Annotated in this window: 12 protein-coding genes and 1 pseudogene; 5 read left to right on the top strand and 8 right to left on the bottom strand. The window is 72.4% G+C overall.

Annotation, left to right across the window (positions count from 1 at the left end; genetic code table 11):
- Window positions 1-73: 73 nt before the first annotated feature.
- On the bottom strand, window positions 74-1699 hold the full coding sequence (locus IE247_RS31890) for a DEAD/DEAH box helicase (RefSeq protein ID WP_373305635.1): 1626 nt from the start codon (window positions 1697-1699) through the stop codon (window positions 74-76).
- 292 nt (window positions 1700-1991) lie between these two features.
- Window positions 1992-2195 carry a cold-shock protein gene (locus IE247_RS31885; RefSeq protein WP_018536328.1) on the bottom strand — a complete coding sequence of 68 codons (204 nt, stop codon included), beginning with the start codon at window positions 2193-2195 and terminating at the stop codon, window positions 1992-1994.
- 1372 nt (window positions 2196-3567) lie between these two features.
- Between IE247_RS31885 and IE247_RS31880 the strand changes: the two genes are divergently transcribed.
- Both IE247_RS31880 and IE247_RS34650 read left to right on the top strand, forming a co-directional pair.
- Window positions 3568-3996 carry a DoxX family membrane protein gene (locus tag IE247_RS31880; protein WP_229869491.1) on the top strand — a complete coding sequence of 143 codons (429 nt, stop codon included), beginning with the start codon at window positions 3568-3570 and terminating at the stop codon, window positions 3994-3996.
- A 270-nt stretch (window positions 3997-4266) separates the two neighbouring features.
- The gene (locus IE247_RS34650; protein WP_229869490.1) at window positions 4267-5262 is read left to right on the top strand and encodes a hypothetical protein; all 996 of its coding nucleotides are present in this window, start codon (window positions 4267-4269) and stop codon (window positions 5260-5262) included.
- Between the two features lie 28 nt (window positions 5263-5290).
- On the opposite strand, the pseudogene IE247_RS35105 reads toward IE247_RS34650, so the two are convergent.
- Window positions 5291-5464: pseudogene (locus IE247_RS35105) on the bottom strand (hypothetical protein); the annotation flags it as partial.
- A gap of 65 nt (window positions 5465-5529) precedes the next feature.
- On the opposite strand from IE247_RS35105, the gene IE247_RS31870 reads away from it, so the two are divergent.
- From IE247_RS31870 to IE247_RS31860, 3 genes are read left to right on the top strand one after another with little or no spacing between them, the layout of a single operon-like run.
- Window positions 5530-5739, top strand: coding sequence for a ferredoxin (locus tag IE247_RS31870; protein WP_190126840.1), 210 nt, complete (start codon window positions 5530-5532; stop codon window positions 5737-5739).
- Window positions 5729-7093: an NAD(P)/FAD-dependent oxidoreductase gene (locus tag IE247_RS31865; RefSeq protein WP_190126839.1), complete on the top strand. Its 1365-nt coding sequence runs from the start codon at window positions 5729-5731 to the stop codon at window positions 7091-7093. The genes IE247_RS31870 and IE247_RS31865 overlap by 11 nt, the downstream gene beginning before the upstream one ends.
- A 54-nt stretch (window positions 7094-7147) precedes the next feature.
- The gene (locus IE247_RS31860) at window positions 7148-8362 is read left to right on the top strand and encodes a cytochrome P450 (RefSeq protein ID WP_190126838.1); all 1215 of its coding nucleotides are present in this window, start codon (window positions 7148-7150) and stop codon (window positions 8360-8362) included.
- A 22-nt stretch (window positions 8363-8384) separates the two neighbouring features.
- On the opposite strand, the gene IE247_RS31855 is transcribed toward IE247_RS31860, so the two are convergent.
- The 5 genes from IE247_RS31855 to IE247_RS31835 all read right to left on the bottom strand — a co-directional run bounded on the left by IE247_RS31855 (window position 8385) and on the right by IE247_RS31835 (window position 23646).
- Entirely contained in the window at window positions 8385-9536 is a 1152-nt protein-coding gene (locus IE247_RS31855; protein WP_373305636.1) for a cytochrome P450, read from the bottom strand.
- 66 nt (window positions 9537-9602) lie between these two features.
- Window positions 9603-10658: an MDR family NADP-dependent oxidoreductase gene (locus IE247_RS31850; protein ID WP_190126836.1), complete on the bottom strand. Its 1056-nt coding sequence runs from the start codon at window positions 10656-10658 to the stop codon at window positions 9603-9605.
- A gap of 22 nt (window positions 10659-10680) precedes the next feature.
- Window positions 10681-12324, bottom strand: a complete 1644-nt coding sequence (locus IE247_RS31845) for a phytoene desaturase family protein (protein ID WP_190126856.1) — start codon at window positions 12322-12324, stop codon at window positions 10681-10683.
- A gap of 71 nt (window positions 12325-12395) precedes the next feature.
- A complete protein-coding gene (locus IE247_RS31840) occupies window positions 12396-14132 on the bottom strand; it encodes a phytoene desaturase family protein (RefSeq protein WP_190126835.1) in 1737 nt (578 codons plus the stop codon).
- The gene (locus tag IE247_RS31835; protein ID WP_190126834.1) at window positions 14122-23646 is read right to left on the bottom strand and encodes a non-ribosomal peptide synthetase/type I polyketide synthase; all 9525 of its coding nucleotides are present in this window, start codon (window positions 23644-23646) and stop codon (window positions 14122-14124) included. The genes IE247_RS31840 and IE247_RS31835 overlap by 11 nt, the downstream gene beginning before the upstream one ends.
- Between the last annotated feature and the right edge of the window lie 122 nt (window positions 23647-23768).

The raw sequence follows: 23768 nt of genomic DNA, 5'->3' as shown, positions 1-23768 counted from the left end.
CGTCCGCGCCGCCCACGCGAAGAGCCGCCGAGCGCTTGGCTCGACGGCTCTCGACCTGCTGTGGCGAAGGTGCCTAGCGGGCGCGGCGGACCCGGGCGGCCTTGCGGGCCTCGGCGGTCTGGCGGGACTCGGCGGTACGGCGGGACTCGCCGCCACCGCCGCCGGAGCGGCCGCCGCCACCGGTGCCGCCACCGCCGCCGGGGCGGCCACGACGGGTGCCGCGGCCGAGGAAGGGCGCGTTGCCGTTGCCGCGCTTGGCGGGGCGCTCCACGACCGGGGCGGTGACCTCGACGGGGACGCCGGACGGGGCCTGGGCGCCGGTGATCCGGGTCAGCTCGGCCTCGCCGGAGCGGACCCGGGTGGTCTCCGGGACGATGCCCGCGTCGGCCATGAGACGGGTCATCTCACGGCGCTGCTCGGGCAGGACCAGGGTGACGACCCGGCCGGACTCACCGGCGCGGGCGGTGCGGCCGCCCCGGTGGAGGTAGTCCTTGTAGTCGCTCGGCGGGTCGACGTTGACGACCAGGTCGAGGTCGTCGATGTGGATTCCGCGCGCGGCCACGTTGGTGGCGATCAGCGCGGTGATGTGACCCGTCTTGAACTGCGAGAGGGTGCGGGTGCGCTGCGGCTGGGACTTGCCGCCGTGCAGCGCGGCGGCGCGGACGCCGCTCTTCAGCAGGTGCTTGGTGAGCTTGTCGACGGCGTGCTTGGTGTCCAGGAACATGATCACCCGGCCGTCGCGGGCCGCGATCTCGGTGGTGGCGCTGTACTTGTCGGCGCCCTGCACATGGAGGACGTGGTGCTCCATGGTGGTCACCGCACCGGCCGAGGGGTCGACCGAGTGGACGACCGGGTCGGTCAGATAGCGGCGGACGAGCAGGTCGACATTGCGGTCCAGGGTCGCCGAGAACAGCATGCGCTGACCGTCGGGGCGGACCTGGTCCAGCAGCTCGGTCACCTGGGGCATGAAGCCCATGTCGGCCATCTGGTCGGCCTCGTCCAGGACGGTGATGCTCACCCGGTCCAGACGGCAGTCCTTGCGCTCGACCAGGTCCTTGAGGCGGCCGGGCGTGGCGACGACGACCTCGACACCGCCGCGCAGCGCGCTTGCCTGACGGCCGATCGACATGCCGCCCACGACCGTGGTGAGCCTCAGGTCGAGCGCCTTGGCGTAGGGGGTGAGAGCGTCGGTGACCTGCTGGGCCAGCTCACGGGTGGGCACGAGGACCAGCGCGAGGGGCTGCTTCGGCTCGGCGCGCCGCCCGGAAGTGCGTACGAGCATGGGCAGACCGAAGGCGAGCGTCTTGCCGGATCCGGTGCGTCCCCGGCCGAGGACGTCGCGTCCGGCGAGGGAGTTGGGCAGCGTGGCCGCCTGGATCGGGAAGGGCTCGGTCACTCCGAGGCCGGTGAGCGTCGTCAGCAGCTGCGCCGGCATGTCCAGTTCGCGGAATGACTCGACGGCCGGAAGGGCCGGGGTCGTGGACTCCGGGAGGGCGAATTCACCCTGCGGGGCCGAGGGACGGCCGCCATTGGAACGACCACCGGAACGGCCGCCCTGGCCCTTCGGGCGGAAACGAGCGCCGCGGCCGCCGCCAGAGCCACCGGAACCGGTGGATCCGCCGCTGCGGGGGTTGGGAAAACGACTGTTCGTGCGAGCTGAGCGGTTCAAAGGGGAACCTTTCCTCGACAGGGCACGCATCGAGGAATTCTCGGCAGAAAGAGCCGAATGAATTGCAAGCACGAGCCGATAATAAGAACATGAAGGAAACCGAACGTATCCGGTCGGCAAAAAATTACGCCCGGGCGGGGTCCACCGCGGGCACGGGCACAGCCGCGGCCAGCCGGAGCCATGGACCGCTCGGGTCCATGGAGCCGAGGCCCGGGGAGGTGCGCCCGGACTGTCGCCGCCGACGGGGGGACACCCCGTAAACGGCAACGAGCTGGGGCCCGACCTTGCGGTGCGGACCCCAGCTGTATTGCGCTTGTCAGCGTCAGGCGGGAACGATGTTCTCGGCCTGCGGGCCCTTCTGGCCCTGCGTGACGTCGAAGTTCACCTTCTGGCCCTCCTGGAGCTCACGGAAGCCCTGGGTGGCGATGTTCGAGTAGTGGGCGAAGACGTCGGGGCCGCCACCCTCCTGCTCGATGAAGCCGAAGCCCTTTTCCGCGTTGAACCACTTCACGGTGCCAGTAGCCATTTTAAAAACTCCTTCGGGGCATGATCCGAGATCCACACTGTGTGAACCCCGGTGTCGCCGCGATGATTGCCCCGTCCGGAAACTGCGCCGAAAACAAAAAGTGCCTGACGACTCAAGGTCATCAGAGGCACTTGAAGCGTTTGGGAACCACAACTGCAACTTCCAACAACACTAGCACGAGATGAGCGGGGACACGATGTCTCCCGCTTTTTCGTCGTGGCGCGGCCTGGATACAGCCCACATACAACCCGCGAGAGAGCGCATTTCCCGGGCTTCTCGGCCATGCGAAGGGGACGGAGAGCGGACGCACACCTTCCGCGGGAGACGGCCGGACCCCGCCGTCCGGCCATCACCCTCAGTGATGTGCGGTGGACGCACCCGAGGGGCACCGCACCCCCTGGCCAGCCGGATCATCACCGGGCGAACCGTCCGAACAGTATTGGTCCAGACCTTTACGCGGCGGACGTGAACTTATACGGTGTCGCCCGATGCAAACGTTTGCCGCAGTTTCATCATCTCCCCCCACAAGGAGTTACGTTGACAGGGATCCTGTCGGCGTTGGCCGCGCCGCACCCCAGGGCATTGCACCGTCCGAAAGGGCGAAAAATGTCATGCCTGCTTCACGCCCGATTCATGGGCGACGGCTGTCCGGAAAGACCCGGCAGCCGCATCGGGACCGCCGCAGCGCCCACGCCCCCGGCCAGACCGCATGACACAGCGTTTCCCTCCGCCGCACAGCCGGCGACCCGGGCCGCCGCCCCACACGGACGAGCCCACCGGACCCCGACCCCACCCATGAGCACGGACGAGCCGCCGTACGGGCGACCGGCCGCCGTCCCCGTACCCCCGCACCCGGTGGATACGAGGACACCCGGCCGCCCCGGAACACCCGGACGCCACCGCTGACGCCCCCGGCGCCCCGGCCCCCCACGGCACGGGACGCCCAAAGGACACGGCGGGCCCACCCCGCCCGGGCCACGACGGCCCTCACGACCACCTGAAACAGCGCCGCCGCGGCGCGTCCCTCCGGCATGCCCGGAGACGGCGCGAGACCACCTCGGCCGACGCCTGGCGCGCACCGCCGCCGGACCCGGTCGCGGCCGGCGGGGGCGCACATCTTGTTCAGAGCTCGGGACGGAGGCGTCGCAGCCGCCGGGCCGCCGCTTCAGGTCCGCACCCCGCCGCGCGCGGGAAGCGGACGGCGCGCCCGGGCCGGTGCACCCGTGGACGTCGCGAGCCGGAACCACACCATCAGGAAGGACGCACCATGACGCGTCATATGGGGAAACGAGGCAGCACCACCTCCCGCGAGGGAACAGACGAGCGGCACCGGTCGCCGGGCCGGAGCGGCGACGCTCTCCGGTACAGGCCCTTGTTCAGCGACGCGCTGAGCCGCTACCGGCCGCACAGCACCACCGTGCTCAGGGTGTCCGTGGGGCTCGTCTTCATCTGGTTCGGCCTGATGAAGTTCGTGCCCGAGGCCAGCCCGGCACAGGACGTCGCCACCAGGACCATGGACGTCCTCTCCTTCGGCCTGGTGCCGGCGGAGGCGACCCGCCCCCTGCTGGCGCTCTTCGAGACGGCGATCGGCGTCGGCCTGCTCACCGGGGTGCTGCTGCGCCTGGCGCTGGCGGCCTTCTTCGTCCACATGGCCGGGGTCTTCTCCGCGCTGCTGATCCTGCCCGGGGAGATGTGGAACGGCCCGATGGCCACCCCCACCCTGGAGGGGCAGTACGTGATCAAGAACATCGTCCTGATAGCCGCCTGTCTCGCGGTGGCCGCCGACGAACGGCGCAGGTGAGCTTCGGGCTCCGGCCCTCCGGGGCCGGGGCCCGAACCGGGTGATACACCCGATACAACGACAATTGCCGGATGGTTGTGCACAGAGGTGTCTCGATCGGATGGAGGTGGAGTCGCATCCCTGTCACGATCGGCGTGAACGACCGAAGTGATGATCTCTCCATCGGGGCGGGGCCCTAGATTCGGCCGGAACGATCCCCGCGTGATCGGCCGGTGAACCGGGCCCCGCGGCGGAGCGTCGTTCCCCGATCATCCAGAGAGAAGCCTCCCCATGCACCGCACCGCCGTCCGCCGTACCGCCGTCGCCGCCTCCGCGCTGTCGCTGACCATGATCCTGGGCGCCTGTTCCAAGGACGACTCCGCCTCGGCGAAGGACGAGCCGAAGACCAAGGCGTCGACGAGCGCGCCCGCCGCCGCCCCGGACGCGAAGGCCCTGTCGGCGGCCGAGCTGGAGAAGCTCGCGCTGGCCGAGAGCGACATACCGAACCACAAGATCAGCAAGGCCACCAAGGCCGACCTGGCGGGCGCGAAGTCCGCCTCCAGCGACAAGGCCGAGTGCGAGCCGCTCGTCGCCGCCATGGTGGCGCGCGGCTCCGGCGAGCCCGCCGCGAGCGCGATCCGCAAGATCGTGGCCGTGCCGAAGGCCCCGGCCGCCGACGCCTCGGCGGAGGAGAAGGCCGAGGCCGGTCTGAACGCGATGGGCGCGACGGTCACCGCCGCCACGGTCAGCTCCTACGAGGGCAAGGCCGCCGAGGACGCCCTCGCCGCCGTGAAGAAGGCCGGCGCGGACTGCGCGGGCGGCTTCACCCTGATCGTCGGCGCGGACAAGACCAAGATCACCAAGGTGGAGACCGGCTCGTTCACCGGGGGCGACGAGGCCGTCGCGTTCACCATCGCCATGGACCTGGGCGGCCAGAGCGCCACGTCCCACCTGGTGTCGGCGCGCAAGGGCGGCACGGTCGCCGACTTCTACGCCATGAGCCTCGCCGGAAGGCCCGAGCAGCAGAAGGGGGCCACGGAGGCGCAGCAGAAAAAGGGGGGCGCCCCCCCCCCCCCGGGGAAGCCCCCCGCCCCGACCCGGGGCGGCGGCCTTCCCGCGTGCCGCTCAGTCGTCGGTGAGCAGCAGCCGGGCTCCGAGCACGTCGATGTCGTGGTCGGTGTTGGAGAGCACCGCCACCGCGCGGCCGCTCTCGCGCTCCGGACCGACGAAGGAGCGGGATCGTCGGGGAGCCGGTCCGGGCGGGCGAGAGGCCGTCCCGGTCGATGAGACGGCTCAGCGGCATCCCGGTGAGGACCTTGGTCACCGAGCCGGTCTCGAAGGCGGTCTCCGGGCTCGCCGGGACGGCCGCGGCGGGGTCCTCGGTACCGAGCGAGGCGAAGCGGGCCGTGCCGTCGTCGATCAGCACGGCGGAGAGGACGCGGTAGTCGCCGGGCCCGCTCCCGACCCCGTCCCCCCGCCGGAGCAGCATCGCTCGCGCCGCCGGTCGGCAGGGAGTAGGACGGAGACGGCGGGCGGCGTTCAGGAGTGGGTCTGGTGCGGATCGTGGTCGATCTCAATCGCTGTCAGGGGTACGCGCAGTGCGTGTTCCTCGCTCCCGAGGTGTTCGAGCTGCACGGCGAGGAGGCCCTGATGTACGACCCCGCCGTGCCGGACGGGCAGCTTGAGCGGGTGGCGCGGGCGGTGGCGGCCTGCCCGGTCGGGGCGGTCCTGGCCGGTGAGCGGGCGGGCCCCGGTGGCGGCTGACCCGCTCGGCGGCCGGATCGCCGTGGTCGGGGCCTCGCTGGCCGGGCTGCGGGCCGCCGAGGCGCTGCGTGAGAAGGGATTCGCCGGTGAGCTGACGCTGATCGGGGACGAGCCGCACGCGCCGTACGACCGTCCGCCGCTGTCGAAGCAGGTGCTGCTGGGCCGGGCCCGGGCCCATGAGGTCACGCTGCCGCGCGTCCGTGAGGTGGACGCGCGGTGGCGGCTCGGGGTGCGCGCCGAGGGCGTCGATCCGATCGGGAAGCGGGTGCTGCTGGCCGACGGCGGCCGGGTGCCCTACGACCGGCTGCTGATCGCCACCGGGACCAGGGCCCGCCCCTGGCCGGTCCCCGGACAGGCGGCTCTGGACGGGGTGCTGACGCTGCGGACGAGCGACGACGCTGCGGCCCTGGTCGAGCGGCTGGACGCCGGGCCGCGCCGGGTGCTGGTGATCGGGGCCGGGTTCACCGGCTCGGAGATCGCCTCCGCCTGCCGGGAGCGCGGCCTGGCGGTGACCGTCGCCGAACGCGGACCCGCGCCGCTGGTCGGCGCGCTCGGCGGGGTGCTCGGGGCCTTCGCCGGGACGGTGCAGCGCTCCCACGGCGTGGATCTGCGCTGCGGGGTGACGGTCACCGCCCTCACGGGCCGGGGCGGCCGGCTCACCGGCGCGGAGTTCTCCGACGGGACCCGGATCGGGGCGGAGGTGGCGGTGGTGTGTCTGGGCGCGCTCCGCAATACGGAGTGGCTGGCCGCGTCGGGGCTGGCGGCGGGCCCCAGGGGCGTCGCCTGCGACGCGGGGTGCCGGGCGTTCGACATGTACGGGATCGTCACCGACGACGTCTTCGTCGCGGGTGACGTGGCCCGGTTCCCGCATCCGCTCTTCGAGTACCAGATGCTCTCGCTGGAGCACTGGGGCAACGCGGTGGCCCAGGCCGGGGTGGCGGCCCACAACATGGTCAGCCCCGGGCCCGCGCGCAGGCCGCATCTGACGGTGCCCGCCTTCTGGTCGGCGCAGTTCGGGCTGAACATCAAGTCGGTCGGGGTGCCGACCTTCTCCGACCGGATCGTCATCGCCCAGGGCTCGCCCGAGGAGGGCCGGCTGGTCGCCGTCTACGGCTACCGGGGGCGGATCACGGCCGCCGTGAGCGTCAACCGCGCCAAGTCGCTGGAGCACTATCTCCGTCTCATCGAGTCGGGCGCGCCCTTCCCGCCCGGCCCCGGCGCGGCGGACGGCCGGGGTCCGCGGCCGTCCGTCCCCTCCGACGTGCCGGACCCCCGGCTGCTCTCGCACGGGCCGACCGTCGCCCTCACCGGTCATCTCCCGGACCGCGGTCTGACCCTGCTGCGGCAGGACTGAGCCCCGCACCCGCCCTCCGCGCCCGCCCCGCGTCATCCACGAGGAGACCCGTCCATGTCCCCCCAGACCCTGTTCCGGCGGATCACCGACTACGCCCACCGGGCCGATCCCTACCCGCTCTACGCCGAACTCCGGGCCAACGGTGTGGTGCGGCAGGAGGACGGCAGCTATCTGGTGGGGACGTACGACGAGGTCGCCGCCCTGCTCCACGATCCCCGGCTCAGCTCCGACCGCCGCAACCGCACCGAACCCGACCAGCGGCCACTGCCGGTGAGGGACGATCTGCCGCCGTCGTTCATCGGCCTGGACGACCCGGAGCACGACCGGCTCCGCCGGCTCACCATGCGCTCCTTCGGTCCGCCCCACTCCCCCGGCACGGTCGACGCCCTGCACACGGGCATCACGGCGATCGCCGACGAGCTGGCCGGGGCGCTGCACGGGCGGGACCGGATCGACATCGTCGACGACTTCGCGTATCCGCTGCCCGTCACCGTGATCTGCCGGCTGCTGGGCGTGCCCGCCGGGGATGTGCCGCGGGTGCGTGCCTGGACCACCGCGATCATCGCCGCGCTCGACTTCGCTCCCGAGCAGGACCCGGAGCCGCTTCAGGAGGCGGCGCTGGCGGCCCAGCGGGAGATGGCCGGGTATCTGGGCTCGCTCGCCGAGGGCCGCCGGGGCGGGCCTTCCGGGGACATGCTCTCCGCGCTCGTCAACGACGACGGTCCCGAGGGAACGCTCACCGGGCCCGAGCTGATGAGCACGGCGGTGCTGCTGCTGATCGCGGGACATGAGACGACCGTCAATCTGATCGCCAATGGGGCGCTCACCCTGCTGCGCCACCCGGATCTCCTCGTCCGGCTGCGCGAGGCCCCTGAGCTGGTGCCGCAGGCGGTCGAGGAGCTGCTGCGCTACGAGCCGCCCGTGCAGTTCCTGCCGCAGCGGACCCCGCTGACCGACATCGAGGTCGCGGGCGTCACCGTGCCCCGGGGCGCTCCGCTGGTTCTGGTGCTCGCCTCGGCGAACCGGGATCCGCTGCGCTTCCCCGATCCCGACCGCTTCGACCCGATGCGTGAGCACAATCAGCATCTGGGCTTCGGCGGCGGGGCGCACTCCTGCTTCGGCGCGCCGCTGGCCAGGATCGAGACCCAGATCGCGCTGAACGCCCTGCTCCCCCGGCTGGAGGGCTTCCGGCTCGCCGAGGATCCGCCGCCGTACCGGCGCAGCCCGGTGCTGCGCGGGCCGCGCCGTCTTCCCGTGGTGCGGGGGTGATCCCCGTACCCCCGCAGGGTGGTCACCAGGTGACGGTGAGGCGCATGGGGCTGCGGGAGGTGGTGCCCAGTCGCCAGCTCACCTCGTCCATGGGTTCGGCGAGGCGGAGCCCGGGGAAGCGGGCGGCGAGCCGGTGGAGTCCGAGTCGGAGTTCGAGCCGGGCGAGCCAGGCTCCCAGGCAGTAGTGGGGTCCGGCCCCGAAGGCGAGTCCGGGGCCCTCCAGTGGGGCGAAGAGGTCGTCGAAGGGGCCGGCGGGGAAGAGTTCGGGGTCCCGGTTGGCCAGGAAGCAGTCGGCGAGGACGACGGATCCGGCGGGGATGAGGACGCCGCCGACCTCGACGTCCTCGGCGGCGTGGCGGGCGGTGCCCCGGTCGTCGCCGAGGGGGACGAGATGGAGCATCCGCTCGGCGAGCGCCTCGGCGGCGCTCTCGTCCGCGCCGAGGCGGGCCCAGCACTCCGGCCGTTCGCCGAGCAGATAGAGCAGGGAGTTGCCGAGCATGGTCATCGTGCTGTCGTGGCCGCCCACGACCAGTCCGCAGACCAGTTGGACGAGTTGGGCCTCGGGGATGCCGCCCTCCTCGTCGGCGGCCCTGACCACGCTGCTGATCAGGTCGTCGCCGGGCTCGCGGCGTCGCCGCGAGAGGAGTCCGGCCCCGAACTCGGCGAACTCGGCGAGGACCGACTCCACCTCCTGTCCGTCGTGGGAGCCGTCCGAGAAGGCGTGCTCGGACCAGTGGCGCAGCTTGGAGCGGACCTCGTCGTCGAGGCCCATGAGCCGGCTGATCACCATGACCGGCAGCGGGAGGGTGTAGGCGGCGACGATGTCGACGGGCGGGTCGTGGTGTTCCAGGGAGTCCAGGCACTGTTCGACGATCTCGGTGATCCAGGGCTGCCAGCGGGCGACGGCCCTGGGGGTGAAGGCGCGGCGCAGGGTGGCGCGCAGCCGCAGATGGTCCTCGCCGTCCTGGTTGAACATCAGGTCGGGGTTGTTCACCAGGTCGGGTACGGCGGAGAGGGCCGGGGCGTCGGGGGCGTACAGCTGGGAGCGCCGGAAGCGGGCGTCGGAGAGTACATGGCGGACGTCCCGGTGCCGGCTGACCAGCCAGGCGGGCGATCCGTCGGGGAGCCGGGCGGGGACGGGCGGGCCCGGTTCGCCGGTGACGACGCGGTGCAGCGGGAGTGGCCGCCGGCGTGGGCAGGTGCCGGTGTGCTCGGTGTCGGACACGGTTCCTCCTGGGAGTCAGAGCTGGACCAGCACTTTTCCCAGCCGTTCCGTCCGGCCCCGGTAGAGGCTGGCGTAGGCGGCGGGGATGTTGTCGAATCCGTGGTGGAGGATGTGGTCGCAGACGATCTCGCCCCGGCGGATCCGGCCGCCCAGCTCGGTGTGGAGGGCCTGCCAGTTCCGGGCGGTGAACCATTCGAGGGAGAAGACGCCCCGGATCGTCGCGCGCGGGAACATGATGTAGGGGAGCAGCCGGGGGCCGACGGACTCCTGGCCCACCTGGGTGGCCCACTGCCAGCAGACCGCGACCTGGCTGCCGATGTTGAGCATGGAGAAGACGGCGTCGGTGACGGCGCCGCCCAGGTTGTCGAAGTATTTGTCGACGCCGTCGGGGGCGACGGCGCGCAGCGCCTCGCGGACCGCTTCGGCGCTGTCGCCGTGGCGGTAGAGGAGGACCGCGTCGAAGCCGAGTTCGGTGAGGCGTTCGGCCTTCCAGCCGGTGGTGGTGGAGCCGATGACGCGTGCGCCGGCGCGTTTGGCGAGCTGGCCGACGAGGGATCCGACGGGGCCGGACGCGCCGCTGATGACCACGGTGTCGCCGGGCCGGACGGTCATGAATTTGGTCAGTGTGCCCCAGGCGGTCATGCCGGGTCCGCCCATCGCGCCCAGGGCGGTGGGGAGCGGGAGCGCCTCGTCGTACCAGTGCGGGTCGAGTCGGCGGTAGGCGGGGAAGACCATGGGGAAGGTGCCGCTCTGCCAGGGGGTGGCGGCCCCGGTGCCGATCACATGGGTGCGCCAGCCGCCGAAGCCCTGGACCAGGTCTCCGGCCTGGTGGGCGGCGAGCGGTCCGGCCTCCACCACTTCCATGATGGAGTCGGCTCCCATGTGGTCGCCGATGGGGGTGTCCAGGGCGATGCCCTGGAGGTAGAGGTCGACGGAGACATAGACGGTCCGCAGCAGCATCTCGTCCGGCGCGAGGCGCACCTCGATGTCCTCGACGACCTTCTCGTAGACCCGGTCCACGTCGGGCACGCCCTCCATGTGCTCCCGGAGCACCCATTTCTCCGTTCTCATCACGGCTCCTCGTCTGCGCGGCTCATTCCCGCAACCCGACGGGAATGACGAGATGGGTCGGCGGCGGTCCGCTCTCATCGATGGAGGCGGTGAAGGCCTTGCGGTCGTCGCGGCAGATGAACTGGAGGACATGGCGGCCGGCCGCCGCCGCCCGGATGAGTCCGCCGGTGGTCGCCCAGACGCCGGACTGGTAGAAGTTCGCCAGCCCCGGGAGTCCGGGGCCGTGTTTCTTGACCAGTTCCTCCAGGGTCTCGCCGCTCTCCACGAACGGCTGCCAGCCGAGGACGGTTCCGTCGTAGTTGCCGGTGTAGCGGACCTGGGTCAGCGGGCTCGACACATCGCGTACGGCGATCGCGTCCTCGATGCCGGGGTGGCGCTCGGCGAGGAAGCGGACGATGGTGTCGCGCGCGCGCCGTTTGGCCGCGTAGTAGCCGCGGCCGTGCCGTACGGGCAGGGTGTGGAGCTTCTGGCCGCCCCGGCTGCGGCTGGCCTGTTCGGGGCCCTCGTCGAGGGCGCGCCAGGGGGCGATGTCGCTGAAGTAGGTGGCGTAGACGACGGTGCTGCCGTGCGGGGACAGCTCGGGGTAGTGCCTGCTGCGGAACTGGACGTTGATGCTCGGGTGGCGGATGCCGGTGAGCTGGGCGGCGGTGTGCTCGTCGAGGAGGTGGGTGGTGCAGGGCTCTCCGTCGGGGAAGTCGCGCCGCAGGCCGAGGAAGAGGGTGAAGTAGCCGGGGAAGACCATGCCGGGTTCGCGGATGGTGCGGGTGTAGAGCTTGCGGTAGGCGTCGTTGAGATAGCGGCCCTTGAGGAGTCTCATCATGGTGGTGTGGCCGTCGCAGGCGGAGACGACGATGTCGGCCCGGTGCTCGCGGCCGTCGGTGAGCCGGACGCCGACCGCGCGGTCGTTCTCGACCAGTACCTCTTCGACCTTGGCGTTGTAGGTGACCTCGCCGCCCAGGGCGCGGTAGCGGCGTTCGATCGAGGTGGCGAGGCCCAGTGAGCCGCCCTCGGGGACGCCGGCGGAGAGGTTGGCGTGCGAGGCGAGCTGGAAGTGGAAGGGGAGCACGGGGAAGGCCGGGTGCTTCTCGTACAGGATGAAGTTGAACGCCTCGCGGAGCAGGGGGTCCTTGAAGCGGGCCGAGAAGTCGGTCATGAGGACGCTGATCGAGGTGCGGACGGCGTTGAAGTACGGGAGGAAGGAGGCGAGCATGCGCCAGCGCTCGGTCCGTCCCATCAGTCCGACGGGGGTGAGGAAGGGGTAGACGGCGAGGGCTTTGCGGAAGGCGCGGAGCTGGTCGCAGAAGACGCGGACGAGTTTGGCGTCGGCGGGCGAGAGTTCGGTGAGATGGGCCTGGAGCCGGTCGGGGTCGGAGTAGAAGAGGACGGTCCGGCCGTCCTGGCCGCGCACGATGTTGAAGACGTCGAAGTGGCGGATCCGCTTGCCCTGGAGGGCTCCCAGCTCCAGCCAGATCTGGTGCATCTCATTGCCGGGGCCGCTGCCGAGGAGCCAGCTGACGCAGCAGTCCAGGGTGAAGTCGCCGCGTTCCCAGGCGGTGCAGCAGCCGCCGGGGATCTCGTGCATCTCCAGGATGTGGGTGCGGTAGCCGTTCATCCGGGCGTAGCAGCCGGTGGAGAGGCCGCCGAGCCCGGCACCGATGATGATCATGGTTTCCCGGCCGGGCTTCGTCTGCGCCAAGGATCCGGTCTCCTTCGCCTGGGGCCGTCTCGTCGCGGTGCTCATGTGCCTGTTCCTGTGCTGGTACTGGTACTGGTACTGGTGCTCTGGCGGCGGGAGCGGCGGTCGCGGCCCTCGCGCCGGTCGAGCTGGGGCAGATGCCCGAGCCTGGCGGGGGTCCAGACGCCGCGCGGGGTGCTCTCGTGGGCCCGGAAGGGCATCCCCCACTCCTCGCAGAGGTACTGGACGGCGAAGCGGCCGGTGGACGCGGCGCGGATCAGTCCGCCGAGGCCGACCCACTGGCCGGCCATGGAGAAGCCGCCGAGCCCCGGCAGCCGCATCCGGTCCTTGCCGACCAGGGCGGCGGCCACGTCGTCGGCCTCCGAGAACGCCTTCCAGGCGAGGATGGAGCCGTCGAAGTTGCCGGTGTAGCGCTTGGTGGTGGCCGGCGAGGCCACGTCGATCAGCTCGATGCGCTCGGAGATGCCGGGCCGCTGCCGCTCCAGGAAGGCCCGGACGAACGCGGCCACCTGGCGCTTCTGCGCCCAGTAGGCCCTGCGGTCGGTGGAGCGCAGCTCCCGCCAGTGGTCGAAGTCGCTGAAGTAGGTGCAGTGGATGACGGATTTCCCGGGCGGGGCGAAGCCGTCCGAGTAGTGGGAGCGGAGCTGGACCACCAGGCTGCGCTGGAGCGCGCCGGGGAGGCGGGCGGCGTCCTCGGCGGAGAGGAGGTAGGTGGTGCTGTGGGTGGGGTCGGCTCCCTCGTCGCCGTCGATGCCGACGAAGGCGGAGACGACGGCGGGGAAGAGGGTGCCGGGTCGGGTGAGCAGCTCGCCGTAGAGCTTGTCGATCCGGGGTCCGGTGTACGCGCCGCCGAGCAGGGAGTGGATGGTGGTGTGGCCGTCGCAGGCGGCCACGACATGGTCGGCGTAGTGCCGCCGCCCGTTCGCGAGCTGGATCCCGACCGCGCGGCCCCCTTCCACGAGGATCTTGGCCACCCGGGCGCGGTAGGCGATCGAGCCGCCCAGCTCCCGGTAGCGCTCCTCGATGGACCGGGCCAGCCCGAGCGATCCGCCCTGCGGGAAGCCCGCGTTGCGGTGGTGGGCCGAGGCCATGTTGAAGAGATAGGGCAGCATCGGGAAGCCCTCGGGGTCCTGGAAGAAGATGTTGCGGAACGCCCGGCGCAGCAGGGGGTCCTGGAAGCGGTCGGCGAAGGTGTGCATGGGGGTGGCGGCGGTGCGCCAGAAGAGCCGGAAGGCGGGGAGCACGGTCCGCAGCATCGCGGCGCGCTCGCGGGCGGTGCGCAGCGCGGGCGCGGTCAGGAAGGGGTACAGCTCGATGGCGGTGAACCGGCGCAGATCGCGGCAGAAGGCGCGGATGAGCTTCGCGTCGGCGGGCGAGATCTCCAGCAGGTGCCGCTCCAGGCGGTCCGGGTCGTTGTGGAAGGTGACCGAGCGCCCGCTCTCGTCGACGACCCGGTTGAACATGTCGAAGTGGGTGATGGCCTTGCCGTCGAGCGCGCCCAGCTCCCGCCAGATCTGATGGGCCTCATTGCCGGGCGCGGTGCCGATGAGCCATTCGATGCAGTAGTCGAAGATGTAGCCGTCGCGGGCCCAGGCGGTGCAGCAGCCGCCGGGGAGCACATGCTTCTCGAAGATCCGGGTGCGCATCCCGCTCATCTGGGCGTAGCACCCGGTGGACATCCCGGCGACGCCCGCGCCGATGACGATCACCCGGGGCGGGGTGCCCGCGTCCGGGCCGGGCGGGCGGCCGGTCCAGTCGGTGTCCTCGTCAGCGGGCATGGGCGGCCCCGTTCGGCGAGAGGGTGCGGTGGACGAGTTCGGCGTTGCGGGCGAGGTGGCCGGGGTCGAGCATGTCGGCGTGGACCCCGGAGCCGCGCAGGACGGTGTGGGCGGTGGTGGAGCTGCCGTGCCAGGTGCCGCGCTCGCCGTCGGCGTACAGCTCCGCCTTCTCCTCGTCGGTGACGACGCTGACGGCGGCGGCGACCGCGCCGAGGTTGGGGGTGCGGCCGCAGAAGGCGAGGTATTCGGCGGCGTGTTCCATCGTCTCGCGGGCGACGATCTCGGACCCGGTGTGTTTGCGCAGGTGCTCGCGGAGTTCGTGTTCAAAGGCGGCGAGGTGTTCGCGGCCGGGCACATAGGGCTCCTCGATGCGGTGCGAGTCGAGGATGATCACATGGGCCACCTGCCGGCCGCGCCGCTCCAGCTCCTTGGCCGTCTCGAAGGCGAGGTTGCCGCCGAGGGAATAGCCGAGGAGGAGACAGCGGCCCTCGGGCTGGATGGCGTCGACCAGATCGGCGTAGCGGTGCACCTTGTCGTCGCCGGGCACATAGTTGAAGGCGGTGAAGCGGTACTGCGGGAGCGAGCCGGCGAATTCCCGGTAGACGAGTCCGTGGCCGCCGGCGGGCGGGAAGCAGAAGACGCGTTCGCCGGGGCCGGAGTTGAAGCCGATGCAGTACCGGTCCTCGCCGCTGCCGCCGCCGTCGGCGCTGATGCGCTCGACCGCCGCCGCCATCCCGTGCAGGGTGGTGACCTGGTAGAGCCTGCTGACGGGGATGGTGACGCCGAACTCGGTCTGGAGATGGTGGATCAGTTCGATCAGTTTGACGGAGCTGCCGCCGAGTTCGAAGAAGTCGTGGTCGGTGCTGATCCGTTCGCGGCCGAGCAGATCCCGCCAGTGCCGGGCCATGCTGATCTCGTAGCGGGTCGCGGGGGCCTCGTGGGGGGTGTCGTCGCTCTCCTCGGTCTCGGGCCGGGGCGCGGGCAGGGCGGCGGTGTCGACCTTGCCGTGGGCGGTGAGCGGGAGCGCGGGCAGCTCGACGAAGTAGGACGGGATCATGTACGTGGGCAGGGCGGCGGCGAGATGGCGGCGGAGCGCGCGCCGGTCGAGTCCGCCGCCCGGCTTCGGTACGCAGTAGGCGCAGAGGACGGCTTCGCCCCGGGCGTCCGCGCGGACCGCGACGACCGTACGGGCCAGTGCGGGCCACTGGGCGAGCCGGGACTCGATCTCGTCGATCTCGATGCGGTGGCCGTGCAGCTTGATCTGGGTGTCCGCGCGGCCCAGCAGATGGATCCGGCCCCGGGCGTCCCAGCGGGCCAGGTCGCCGCTGCGGTAGAGGCGTACGGGGACGGCCCCGGGCCTGCGGCTGAGGGTGCGGGTGACGAAGCGCTCGGCCGTCTGGTCCGGGTCCCCGGCGTATCCGAGGGCCACCGCGTCGCCGCCGATCCACAGCTCGCCGGGGACACCGGGCGGGACGGGTTCGCCGTGCCGGTCGAGGATGTGCAGGGCGGTGTTGGCCAGCGGGCGGCCGATCGGCACCATCCGGCTGGGCTCCAGATCGTCGGCCGGTCCCTCGAAGCAGGCGCTGTCGATGGTGGCCTCGGTGACCCCGTAGGAGTTGATCACCCGGGTGCGGGGGCCGCCGAGGGCGCGCAGCCGCCGGTACTCCCCGACCTTCCAGGCGTCGGAGCCGACCACCAGCAGTCGCATGAAGTCGAGCCGTACTCCCTGGCGTTCGCAGTGGTCCATCAGTGAGCGCACGACCGCCGGGACGAACTCGGCGGAGTCGACGCCCTGCGCGCGCATCGTGGCGTACAGCCGGGCGGCGTCGAAGACGAGGTCGCGGTCGGCGAGCACCAGCGAGCCGCCGGAGCACAGCGCCCGCACCAGGTCGCCGGTGAAGACGTCGAAGGAGGGGGCCGCCATCTGGAGATGGACGCCGCGCTCCTCCTCCAGCCGGTACTCGGTGCGCCACGCCCGGTAGGCGGAGGCGAGATTGCGGTGGCTGACCCGGACCGCCTTGGGGCGGCCGGTGGATCCGGAGGTGTGGATGACATAGGCCGGGGCGTCGGGGTCCACCTCGCCCGGGGGGTCGCCGACGGGCTCCGGGGCGGGCGGGGCGTCGCCCTCCGGGGCCGCCGCCTCGGACAGGGTCAGGGTCTTCACGGGCAGCCCCGGCAGTCCCGCCCGGCCGGGGAGGTCGGCGACGAGCACCAGGGCCGCGTCGGCGGTGCGGACCGTAAGGGCGAGACGGTCGGCGGGCTGGTCGGGCGGGAGCGGCAGATACGCGCCGCCGGCCTTGAGCACCGCGAGTACGGCGACGATCAGTTCTGGCGACTTGTCCAGGCAGAGCGCGACCACGGAGCCGGGCCCCACCCCCCGGTCGCGCAGCCGGTGGGCGAGGAGCCGCGCCCGGTCCTCCAGTTCGCCGTAGGTGAGCCAGCGGGCCCCGCCCGGCGCGGACGGCGGCACGCTGACGGCGATCGCGCCGGGGCGTTCGGCCGCGACGGCGCCGATGATCCGGTGCACCGGCAGGCTGTCCCGGGCGGCCCCGAAGTCCCCGGAGGTCCTGGAGTTCCCGGGGGCCGTGCCGCCGGAGTCCTCGGAGAGCAGCCGGGCCGCGCCGCTCCACTCGCCGGTGAGCCGTTCGCGCTCCCCGGCGTCGAGCATCTCCAGCCGGGTGGTGGGGCGTTCGGCGGGGGCCCGGGTCAGTTCGTCGAGGAGATGGATGTAGTGGGACGCCAGCCTTCGCATCGTCTCGGGGAGGAAGAGGTCGGTGTTGTACTTGAACACGCAGTGGAAGCGGTGCTCCGCCTCGTCCTCGTAGGCCGAGAGGGTGATGTCGAACTGCCCCTCCTCCTCGGGGAGTTCGATGTACTCCAGCCGGTAGCCGTACTTCTCGGTGGCCACCTTGTGGGTGAGCAGGATGAACATGGCCTGGAAGACGGCGGACCTGCTGGGGTCGTGCTGGAGGCCGAGCCGCTCCACCAGCAGCACGAAGGGGTACTCCTGGTGGTCGAGCCCGCCCAGCACCGAGCGCCGGACCTGTTCGAGGAGGGCCGCGACGGACGGGCCGCCGGAGAGATCGGCGTGCAGCGGCAGCGGATTGACGAAGTAGCCGTAGACGGAGGCGAACTCCTGGCGGGTGCGGCCGGTCACCGGGGAGCCGACGATGATGTGGTCCTGCCCCGAGTAGCGGTGCAGCAGGATGTAGTAGGCGCTCAGCAGCACCACGAACGGGGTCACCTCGTGGGCGCGGGCCAGCTCGTGGACGCGGGCGCTCAGCCCCTCGTCGAGGACGAAGAACTCGGACGCGCCGTTGTGGGTCTGCACCGCCGGGCGGGGCTTGTCGACCGGCAGATCCAGCAGCGGCACCCGGTCCGGCAGGTGCGAGCGCCAGTAGGCCAGCATCCGGTCGGCCTCGGGGCTCGCCAGGAAGCGGTTCTGGTCGTTGAGGAAGTCCAGATAGCGGGCGGAGAGCGGCGGCAGCTCCGGTTCCGCGCCCCGGCGCAGCCCCTCGTACACCGCGAGGAGTTCCTCGATGAAGGTGAAGGTCGAGATGGCGTCGGAGACGATGTGATGGACCGCCTTCATGATCACCCAGCGGTCCGGGGCGCGCTTGAAGAGCCGGAAGCGGAAGAGCGGGTCGTGGGCGAGGTCGTACGGCTTGCGGTACTCGTCCACGATGGTGCGGTGGATCTCGTCCCACTCCTGGTCCTGTACGTCGAAGAGCTTGACGTCCGGGGTGACCTCCGGGGAGACGCGCTGCACGGCGCGGCCCCGGTCCAGCAGGAAGTTGGTGCGCAGCGCGGGGTGGCGGGCGACCGTGCGGCGGACGGCCTCGAACATCAGGCCGGGGTCGATGGCGACCGCGACCTCGACCGCGCCGCCGATGTTGTAGGCGTAGCCGTCGGGGTTGAGCTGCTTGAGGAACCAGAGCGCCTTCTGGTTCTGGGTCAGCGGGTACTCCAGCTCGTCCTCGAAGACGTCGGGGGCGGCGAAGGCCCCCGGTTCGGCGGCCTCGGCGGTCACCAGAGCGGCCAGTCCGTCGTGCAGCTGGGAGACCAGCTCGCCGACGGGGACGCCGCTCAGCAGGGCGACCACCGGGAGCGCGATCCCGAACTCGGCCTGGACCCGGCCGCGCAGCTCCATCGCCAGCAGGGAGTCCAGCCCCAGCACACCGAGCCCGGTGGCGGAATCGACCTGGTCGGCCCTGGTGCGGAGGACGGGGGCGCCGGGCGGGGGGAACCCCCCGCCCCCGGGTGAGCGGCCCCCCCCCCCGCCCCCGGGGGCGGGGAGGGGGCGGGCGGGCCGGCCGCCGCCGCCGGGCCGGCTCTGGGGGGCGGCCGCCGCCAGCTCGCTCACCAGCGGCGGCGGGGAGGCGTACCAGTCGAGGAAGACCGGCCAGTCGACGACGGTGGCGATGAGGAGCTGGGCCCGGTCCTGGCCGATGACGCGTTCGAGGACCGCCATGCCCGTGTCGGGGGCGAGGGAGCTCATGCCCCGGTTGACGAGATAGTGGTCGACCAGGCCGAGTTCCTCGATCATGCCGGTGGCCCAGGGGCCCCAGTCGAGGCTGAGCGCGGGGAGGCCCTCGGCCCTGCGGTGGTGGGCGAGCGCGTCGAGGAAGGCGTTCCCCGCGGCGTAGTTGGTCTGGCCCGCCGTCGTCAGCAGGGACGCGATGGAGGCGAAGAGGACGAAGTGGTCCAGCGGTTCGCCGCGCAAGTGCCGGTGGAGCAGCAGGGAGCCGACGGCCTTGGGGTCGTGGGCCGCGTCGAAGGTCTCCCGGTCCATTCCCGCGATCAACGCGTCGCGGACCTGCCCGGCGAGATGGAAGACTCCTCTGATCGGCGGCGGGTCGCCGCGCCGGTGGTCTGCCAGCCAGCCGGTCAGCGCCGTCTCGTCGGTGATGTCGACCGGTGCCAGGATGGGCTGCGCGCCCAGCTCCTCCAGCTCCTTGAGGAAGGCGACCGCCCGGCCTCCGGGGGTCTCGGGGTCGGTGTGACGCCACTGCTCGCGATCGGGCAGCCTCGTCCTTCCCATCAGGATCAGCCGGCGGGCGCCGCGCCGGACGAGGGTGCGGCAGAGCAGCCGTCCGAGCGCTCCGAAGGCCCCGGTGACGAGATAGCTGCCGTCGGGGCGCAGCCGCAGCGGCAGTGGCCGGGTGAGCCCTTCGGCCTGCCGGATCCGGCTGGTGCGGCGGGCTCCGCCGCGCAGCCCGATCTCCTCCTCGTCCTCGGCGAGGATCTCGGCGAGGACCTCCCCGGCGCGGCTCACGGCGGCCCCGGCCAGGGGCTCCCCGGGGTCGAGGTCGATCAGCTTGCCCCGGTGCGAGGTGAGTTCCTGGTGCCGCAGCACCCGGGCCACGCCCCAGACGGGCGCGCCGAGCGGTTCGACGTCCTCCCCCGGTGTCACGGGCTGCGCGCCCCGGGTGACGATGTGGAGCCCGCCGCCGGTCCCGGAGGAAAGCAGCGCCCGGGCGAGGGCGATCAGGGAGTACGCGCCGAGGCCGCTGTGGTCGGCGAGTTCGGCCGTACGGGCCTCGCGGATGCCGGGCAGGTCCAGGTTCCAGAGGTGGACCAGGGCGTCGAAGGAGGTGACGCCGTCGGCGCGCAGCTCGGCGAAGAGGCGTTCCAGCTGTCCGGTGTCGCCGGGGACGACGGTGGACTCACGGCCCGTCGGGGGGGCCGGGGGGCCGGGGCCCGCGCCCCCCAGCCGGTACGCGGGGCCGGGGCGGACCAGAGGGCGGCGCCCGCCCCGGGCGGCCACCAGGGCGGCGAGCGCGCCGCCGACGCCCTGGGCGTCGGCGAGGATCAGCCAGTCGCCCGGGCCGGTCGCGGCGACGATCTCCGCTCCGGCGGGCCGGTCGTTCTCGTCGGGGGCGGCCGGCAGTTCGGTCCAGACCGTCTCGGTGAGCCAGGAGTCGACGGTGCTCCGGGCGACGGTGGTGGCGGCCTTCTCCACATCGGCGGCGCGGAAGCCCCGGACATGGCCGACGGCGGTGCCGTCGGCGTCGTAGAGGGCGATGTCGCCGGTCAGTTCGTTGCCGTCGTCGCGGGTGATCGTGGCGTGCGCCCACAGCGGCCGGTCCCCGGACTCGGCGATGTCGACCTCGGCGATGGAGAGCGGCAGCCGGATTCCGGTGCCGGGCGCGGGGGTGCTCCCCTCGGGGAGCCGGGGGGTGAGCAGCGTCTGGAAGCAGGCGTCGAGCAGTACCGGGTGGAGGTGGTGGCGGACGTCTGTGCCGGCTGCCGCCTCGGGGAGCCGGAGCCGGGCGAGCGCCTCCGTCGGGCCGGTCCACACCTCCTCGATGGCCTGGAAGGCGGGCCCGTACTGGTATCCGGCGGCGGCCAGCGCCGCGTAGCAGTCGGGTCCTTCGAGCCGGCGGCGGCTGCGGGCCCTGATCGGTCCGGAGTCGAGCGCGGGGCCGGGTGAGCGGTGCTGTGCGGCGCTGACGGCTCCGGTGGTGTGGACGGTCGTCCCGTCGTCCGCGCCCGTGGTGCCGGGGGACGTGGAGGCGATGGTGAAGGAGGCGTTCTCGGCGGAGAGGGTGAGGGTCACGGACCGGCTCTCGCCCTCGGGGAGGAAGAGCGCCCTGCGCAGTTCGATGTCGGTGAGCCGGGCGCTGTCGCCGCCGGTGAGCGCGCGTACGGCCTGGGCGGCCAGCTCCAGCTGACCGGCGGCCGGGAAGACCACGGCGTCCTGGATGCGGTGGTCGGCGAGGTAGGGGTGGGCCTCGGTGTCGAGTTCGGAGTGCCAGGTGGGCTCGGGGTGTTCGGTGCGGCGGCCGAGCAGGGGGTGGTCGCGGAGGCCGAGGCGTACGCGTGCCACGGACTCGGGCTCGGTCCAGTGGCGGTCGCGCTTCCACGGGTAGCGCGGCAGGGGCACGGCCCTGCCCGCCGGGTGCAGCACGTCCCAGGCGATGTCCGTGCCCAGGGTGTGCAGGGCGGCGAGGGAGGCGGCGAAGCGCTCGGTCTCGTCCTCCTGGCGGCGGACGGACGGCAGGGTGGTGCCCGGGAGTCCGCGCTCGTCGAGGCACTCGCGGATCGAGTGGGCGAGTACGGGGTGGGGGCCGATCTCCAGGAAGAGGCGGTGGCCGTCGTCGGCCAGCCGGTCGACCGCCGCGCGGAAGCCGACGCGGTCGCGGACGTTCTCCCACCAGTATCCGGCGTCCAGTTCGGGGCCTTCGGCGATGCCTTCCCGGGCGGTGGTGTAGAGCGGCACCCGGGCGGGGCGCGGCTCCAGAGAGGCCAGCGAGGTGAGCAGCTCGTCCTTGATCGTCTCCATTCCGGCGCTGTGGTAGGGCACGCGCACGCTCAGGAACCGGGTGAAGACCTCGTCGGCGGCCAGCTCTTCGGCGAGCCGCTTGAGGGCGTCCTCCTCCCCGGCGAGGGTGATGCCGGTGGGGCTGTTGACCGCCGCCACGGACACCTTGTCGCCGTAGGGGCGCACCCGGCGCTCCGCCTCGTCCTCGGTGAGGCTGACGGCGAGCATGGTGCCGGTGCCGGACAGCTTCTGCTGGAGGCGGCTGCGGTGCAGGGCGACGCCGACCGCGTCGCGCAGGGAGTAGACCCCGGCCTCGTGGAAGGCGGCGATCTCGCCGGTGCTGTGTCCGACGACGGCGTCGGGTCGTACGCCGTAGTGCCGCCAGAGGGCGGCCAGTCCGGTCTGGACGGCGAAGTTGGCGGGCTGGGCGAGCCAGGTCTCGGCCATCCGGGAGGAGGCCTCGTCGGCGAACATCTCGTCGAGGAGGGACCAGCCGGCGAGGGCGCGGATCTCCCGGTCGCAGCGGACGACGGCCTCGCGGAAGACGGGCTCGTCCGCGAAGAGCCCGCGTCCCATGCCCCACCACTGGGGTCCCATGCCGGTGAAGACCCAGACCAGCCGCCGGTCCGCCGGGTCGAGCCGGCGGCCCTGGACGACACCGGGGCGGGGCTCGTCCCGCAGCCGCGCGGCGAGCGCGGCGTCGAGGCCGGCGGCCGTGGAGTGGACGATCGCGAGCCGGGATTCATGGTGCTGGCGGCGGTGGGCGAGGGTGTGGCCGAGGTCGGCGAGGGAGACCGGCGGGCCCTGGGCTCCCGCGAGTTCCCGCCGGATCCCCTCGGCGACCTCGGGGAGGGCGTCGGGGGTACGGGCGGAGAGCGGCAGGATGGTCCAGGCGCGGGCGGCGGGCGGTTCGCCGAAGGCGCCGGGGGCGGGCGGGGCCTCCTCCAGGACGACATGGGCGTTGGTGCCGCCGAAGCCGAAGGAGTTCACCCCGGCGCGGGCGGGGCCCTCGTGCTCGGGCCAGTCGGTGAGCCGGGTGGGGATCTCGTACGGGAGCGCCGCCGGGTCGATGGCGGGGTTGAGCCGCTCCAGATTGATGTGGGGCGGGATCCGCCGGTGTTCGAGACAGAGCGCCGTCTTGATCAGTCCGGCGATGCCCGCGGCGGACTCGGTGTGCCCGATGTTGGTCTTGACGGAGCCGACGTAGCACCGCGCGCCCGGCCGCCGTCCGACGGCCAGGGCCCGGCCCAGGGCATTGGCCTCGATGGGGTCGCCGAGCGGGGTCGAGGTGCCGTGCGCCTCCATGTACTGGAGATCGCCCGGGGTGACGCCCGCCTCGGCGCAGACCCGCCGGATCAGGGAGACCTGGGCGTCCGGGCTGGGCACGGTGATGCCGTTGGTGCGGCCGTCCTGGTTGACCCCGCTGCCGAGGATGACGGCGTGGATGGGGTCCTTGTCGCGCAGGGCGTCGGCCAGCCGTTTGAGCGCGACGACGCCGACTCCCTCGGCGCGCACATAGCCGTTGGCCGAGGCGTCGAAGGTGCGGGAGCGGCCGTCGGGCGAGAGGAAGCCGCCCTTGGTCTCGGCGATGGTGTACTGCGGGGCCATGTGCAGCAGCGCGCCGCCCGCGAGGGCGAGGGAGGTCTCCCCCTTGTTGAGGCTCTCGCAGGCCAGATGGACGGCGACCAGGGAGGAGCTGCACGCGGTGTCGATGGAGAGGCTCGGGCCCCGGAAGTCGAAGCAGTAGGAGATGCGGTTCGACACCATCGTCATCATGGTGCCGGTGGCGGTGTGGGCGGCCAGCGAGCGGAAGCCCAGGTCGGAGAATTGGAGGATCTTGTAGTCGAGGGTGAACGCGCCGACGAACACTCCGACGTCGGTGCCCGCGAGGTCGGCCGGCCGCTGGCCGCCGTCCTCCAGCGCCTCCCAGGCGACCTCCAGGAGTTTGCGCTGCTGGGGGTCCATGTGGTCGGCCTCGCGCGGGCTGATGCCGAAGAAGGCGGGGTCGAACTCGTCGAAGCCGTCGATGTAGCCGCCCCGGCCGCCGGTGAGCCGTCCCGGTTTGTCCTGGTGGCGGCTGCCGAGCGTGCCGATGTCGTAGCGGTCGGCGGGCGTTGGCGTGATGCAGTCCTTGCCGTCGATGAGATTTCGCCAATAGGCCCGATGGTCCGACGCGCCGCCGGGCAGTCGACAGCCCATGCCGATGATCGCCACTCGGCCTCGCACCGGGTCGCGGGTCACGTCAGCCATGGTGGAACTCCTCACGTCGTGGCGCTGCGGCACGGAGGGGTGGGGCGGGTGCGGGACTTCTCGAACGCACCGGCTCCGAGGGCTTCCGGGGGAGAGAGCCCGGTCGGCGGGCTCTGTCGGAA

The organism is Streptomyces inusitatus, assembly GCF_014651115.1.
GTDB classification, from domain to species: Bacteria; Actinomycetota; Actinomycetes; order Streptomycetales; family Streptomycetaceae; genus Streptomyces; species Streptomyces amakusaensis.
This window is presented reverse-complemented; position numbering and strand designations above follow the sequence as displayed.

What these genes read in the sequence shown, in the direction of transcription:
- IE247_RS31845 (WP_190126856.1), bottom strand. Translation starts at nt 12,324, where the DNA reads ATGATCATCATCGGTGCCGGGCTCGGCGGCCTCTCCACCGGCTGCTAC.
- IE247_RS31835 (WP_190126834.1), bottom strand. Translation starts at nt 23,646, where the DNA reads ATGGCTGACGTGACCCGCGACCCGGTGCGAGGCCGAGTGGCGATCATC.
- IE247_RS34650 (WP_229869490.1), top strand. Translation starts at nt 4,267, where the DNA reads ATGCACCGCACCGCCGTCCGCCGTACCGCCGTCGCCGCCTCCGCGCTG.
- IE247_RS31890 (WP_373305635.1), bottom strand. Translation starts at nt 1,699, where the DNA reads ATGCGTGCCCTGTCGAGGAAAGGTTCCCCTTTGAACCGCTCAGCTCGC.
- IE247_RS31860 (WP_190126838.1), top strand. Translation starts at nt 7,148, where the DNA reads ATGTCCCCCCAGACCCTGTTCCGGCGGATCACCGACTACGCCCACCGG.
- IE247_RS31850 (WP_190126836.1), bottom strand. Translation starts at nt 10,658, where the DNA reads ATGAGAACGGAGAAATGGGTGCTCCGGGAGCACATGGAGGGCGTGCCC.
- IE247_RS31885 (WP_018536328.1), bottom strand. Translation starts at nt 2,195, where the DNA reads ATGGCTACTGGCACCGTGAAGTGGTTCAACGCGGAAAAGGGCTTCGGC.
- IE247_RS31840 (WP_190126835.1), bottom strand. Translation starts at nt 14,132, where the DNA reads ATGCCCGCTGACGAGGACACCGACTGGACCGGCCGCCCGCCCGGCCCG.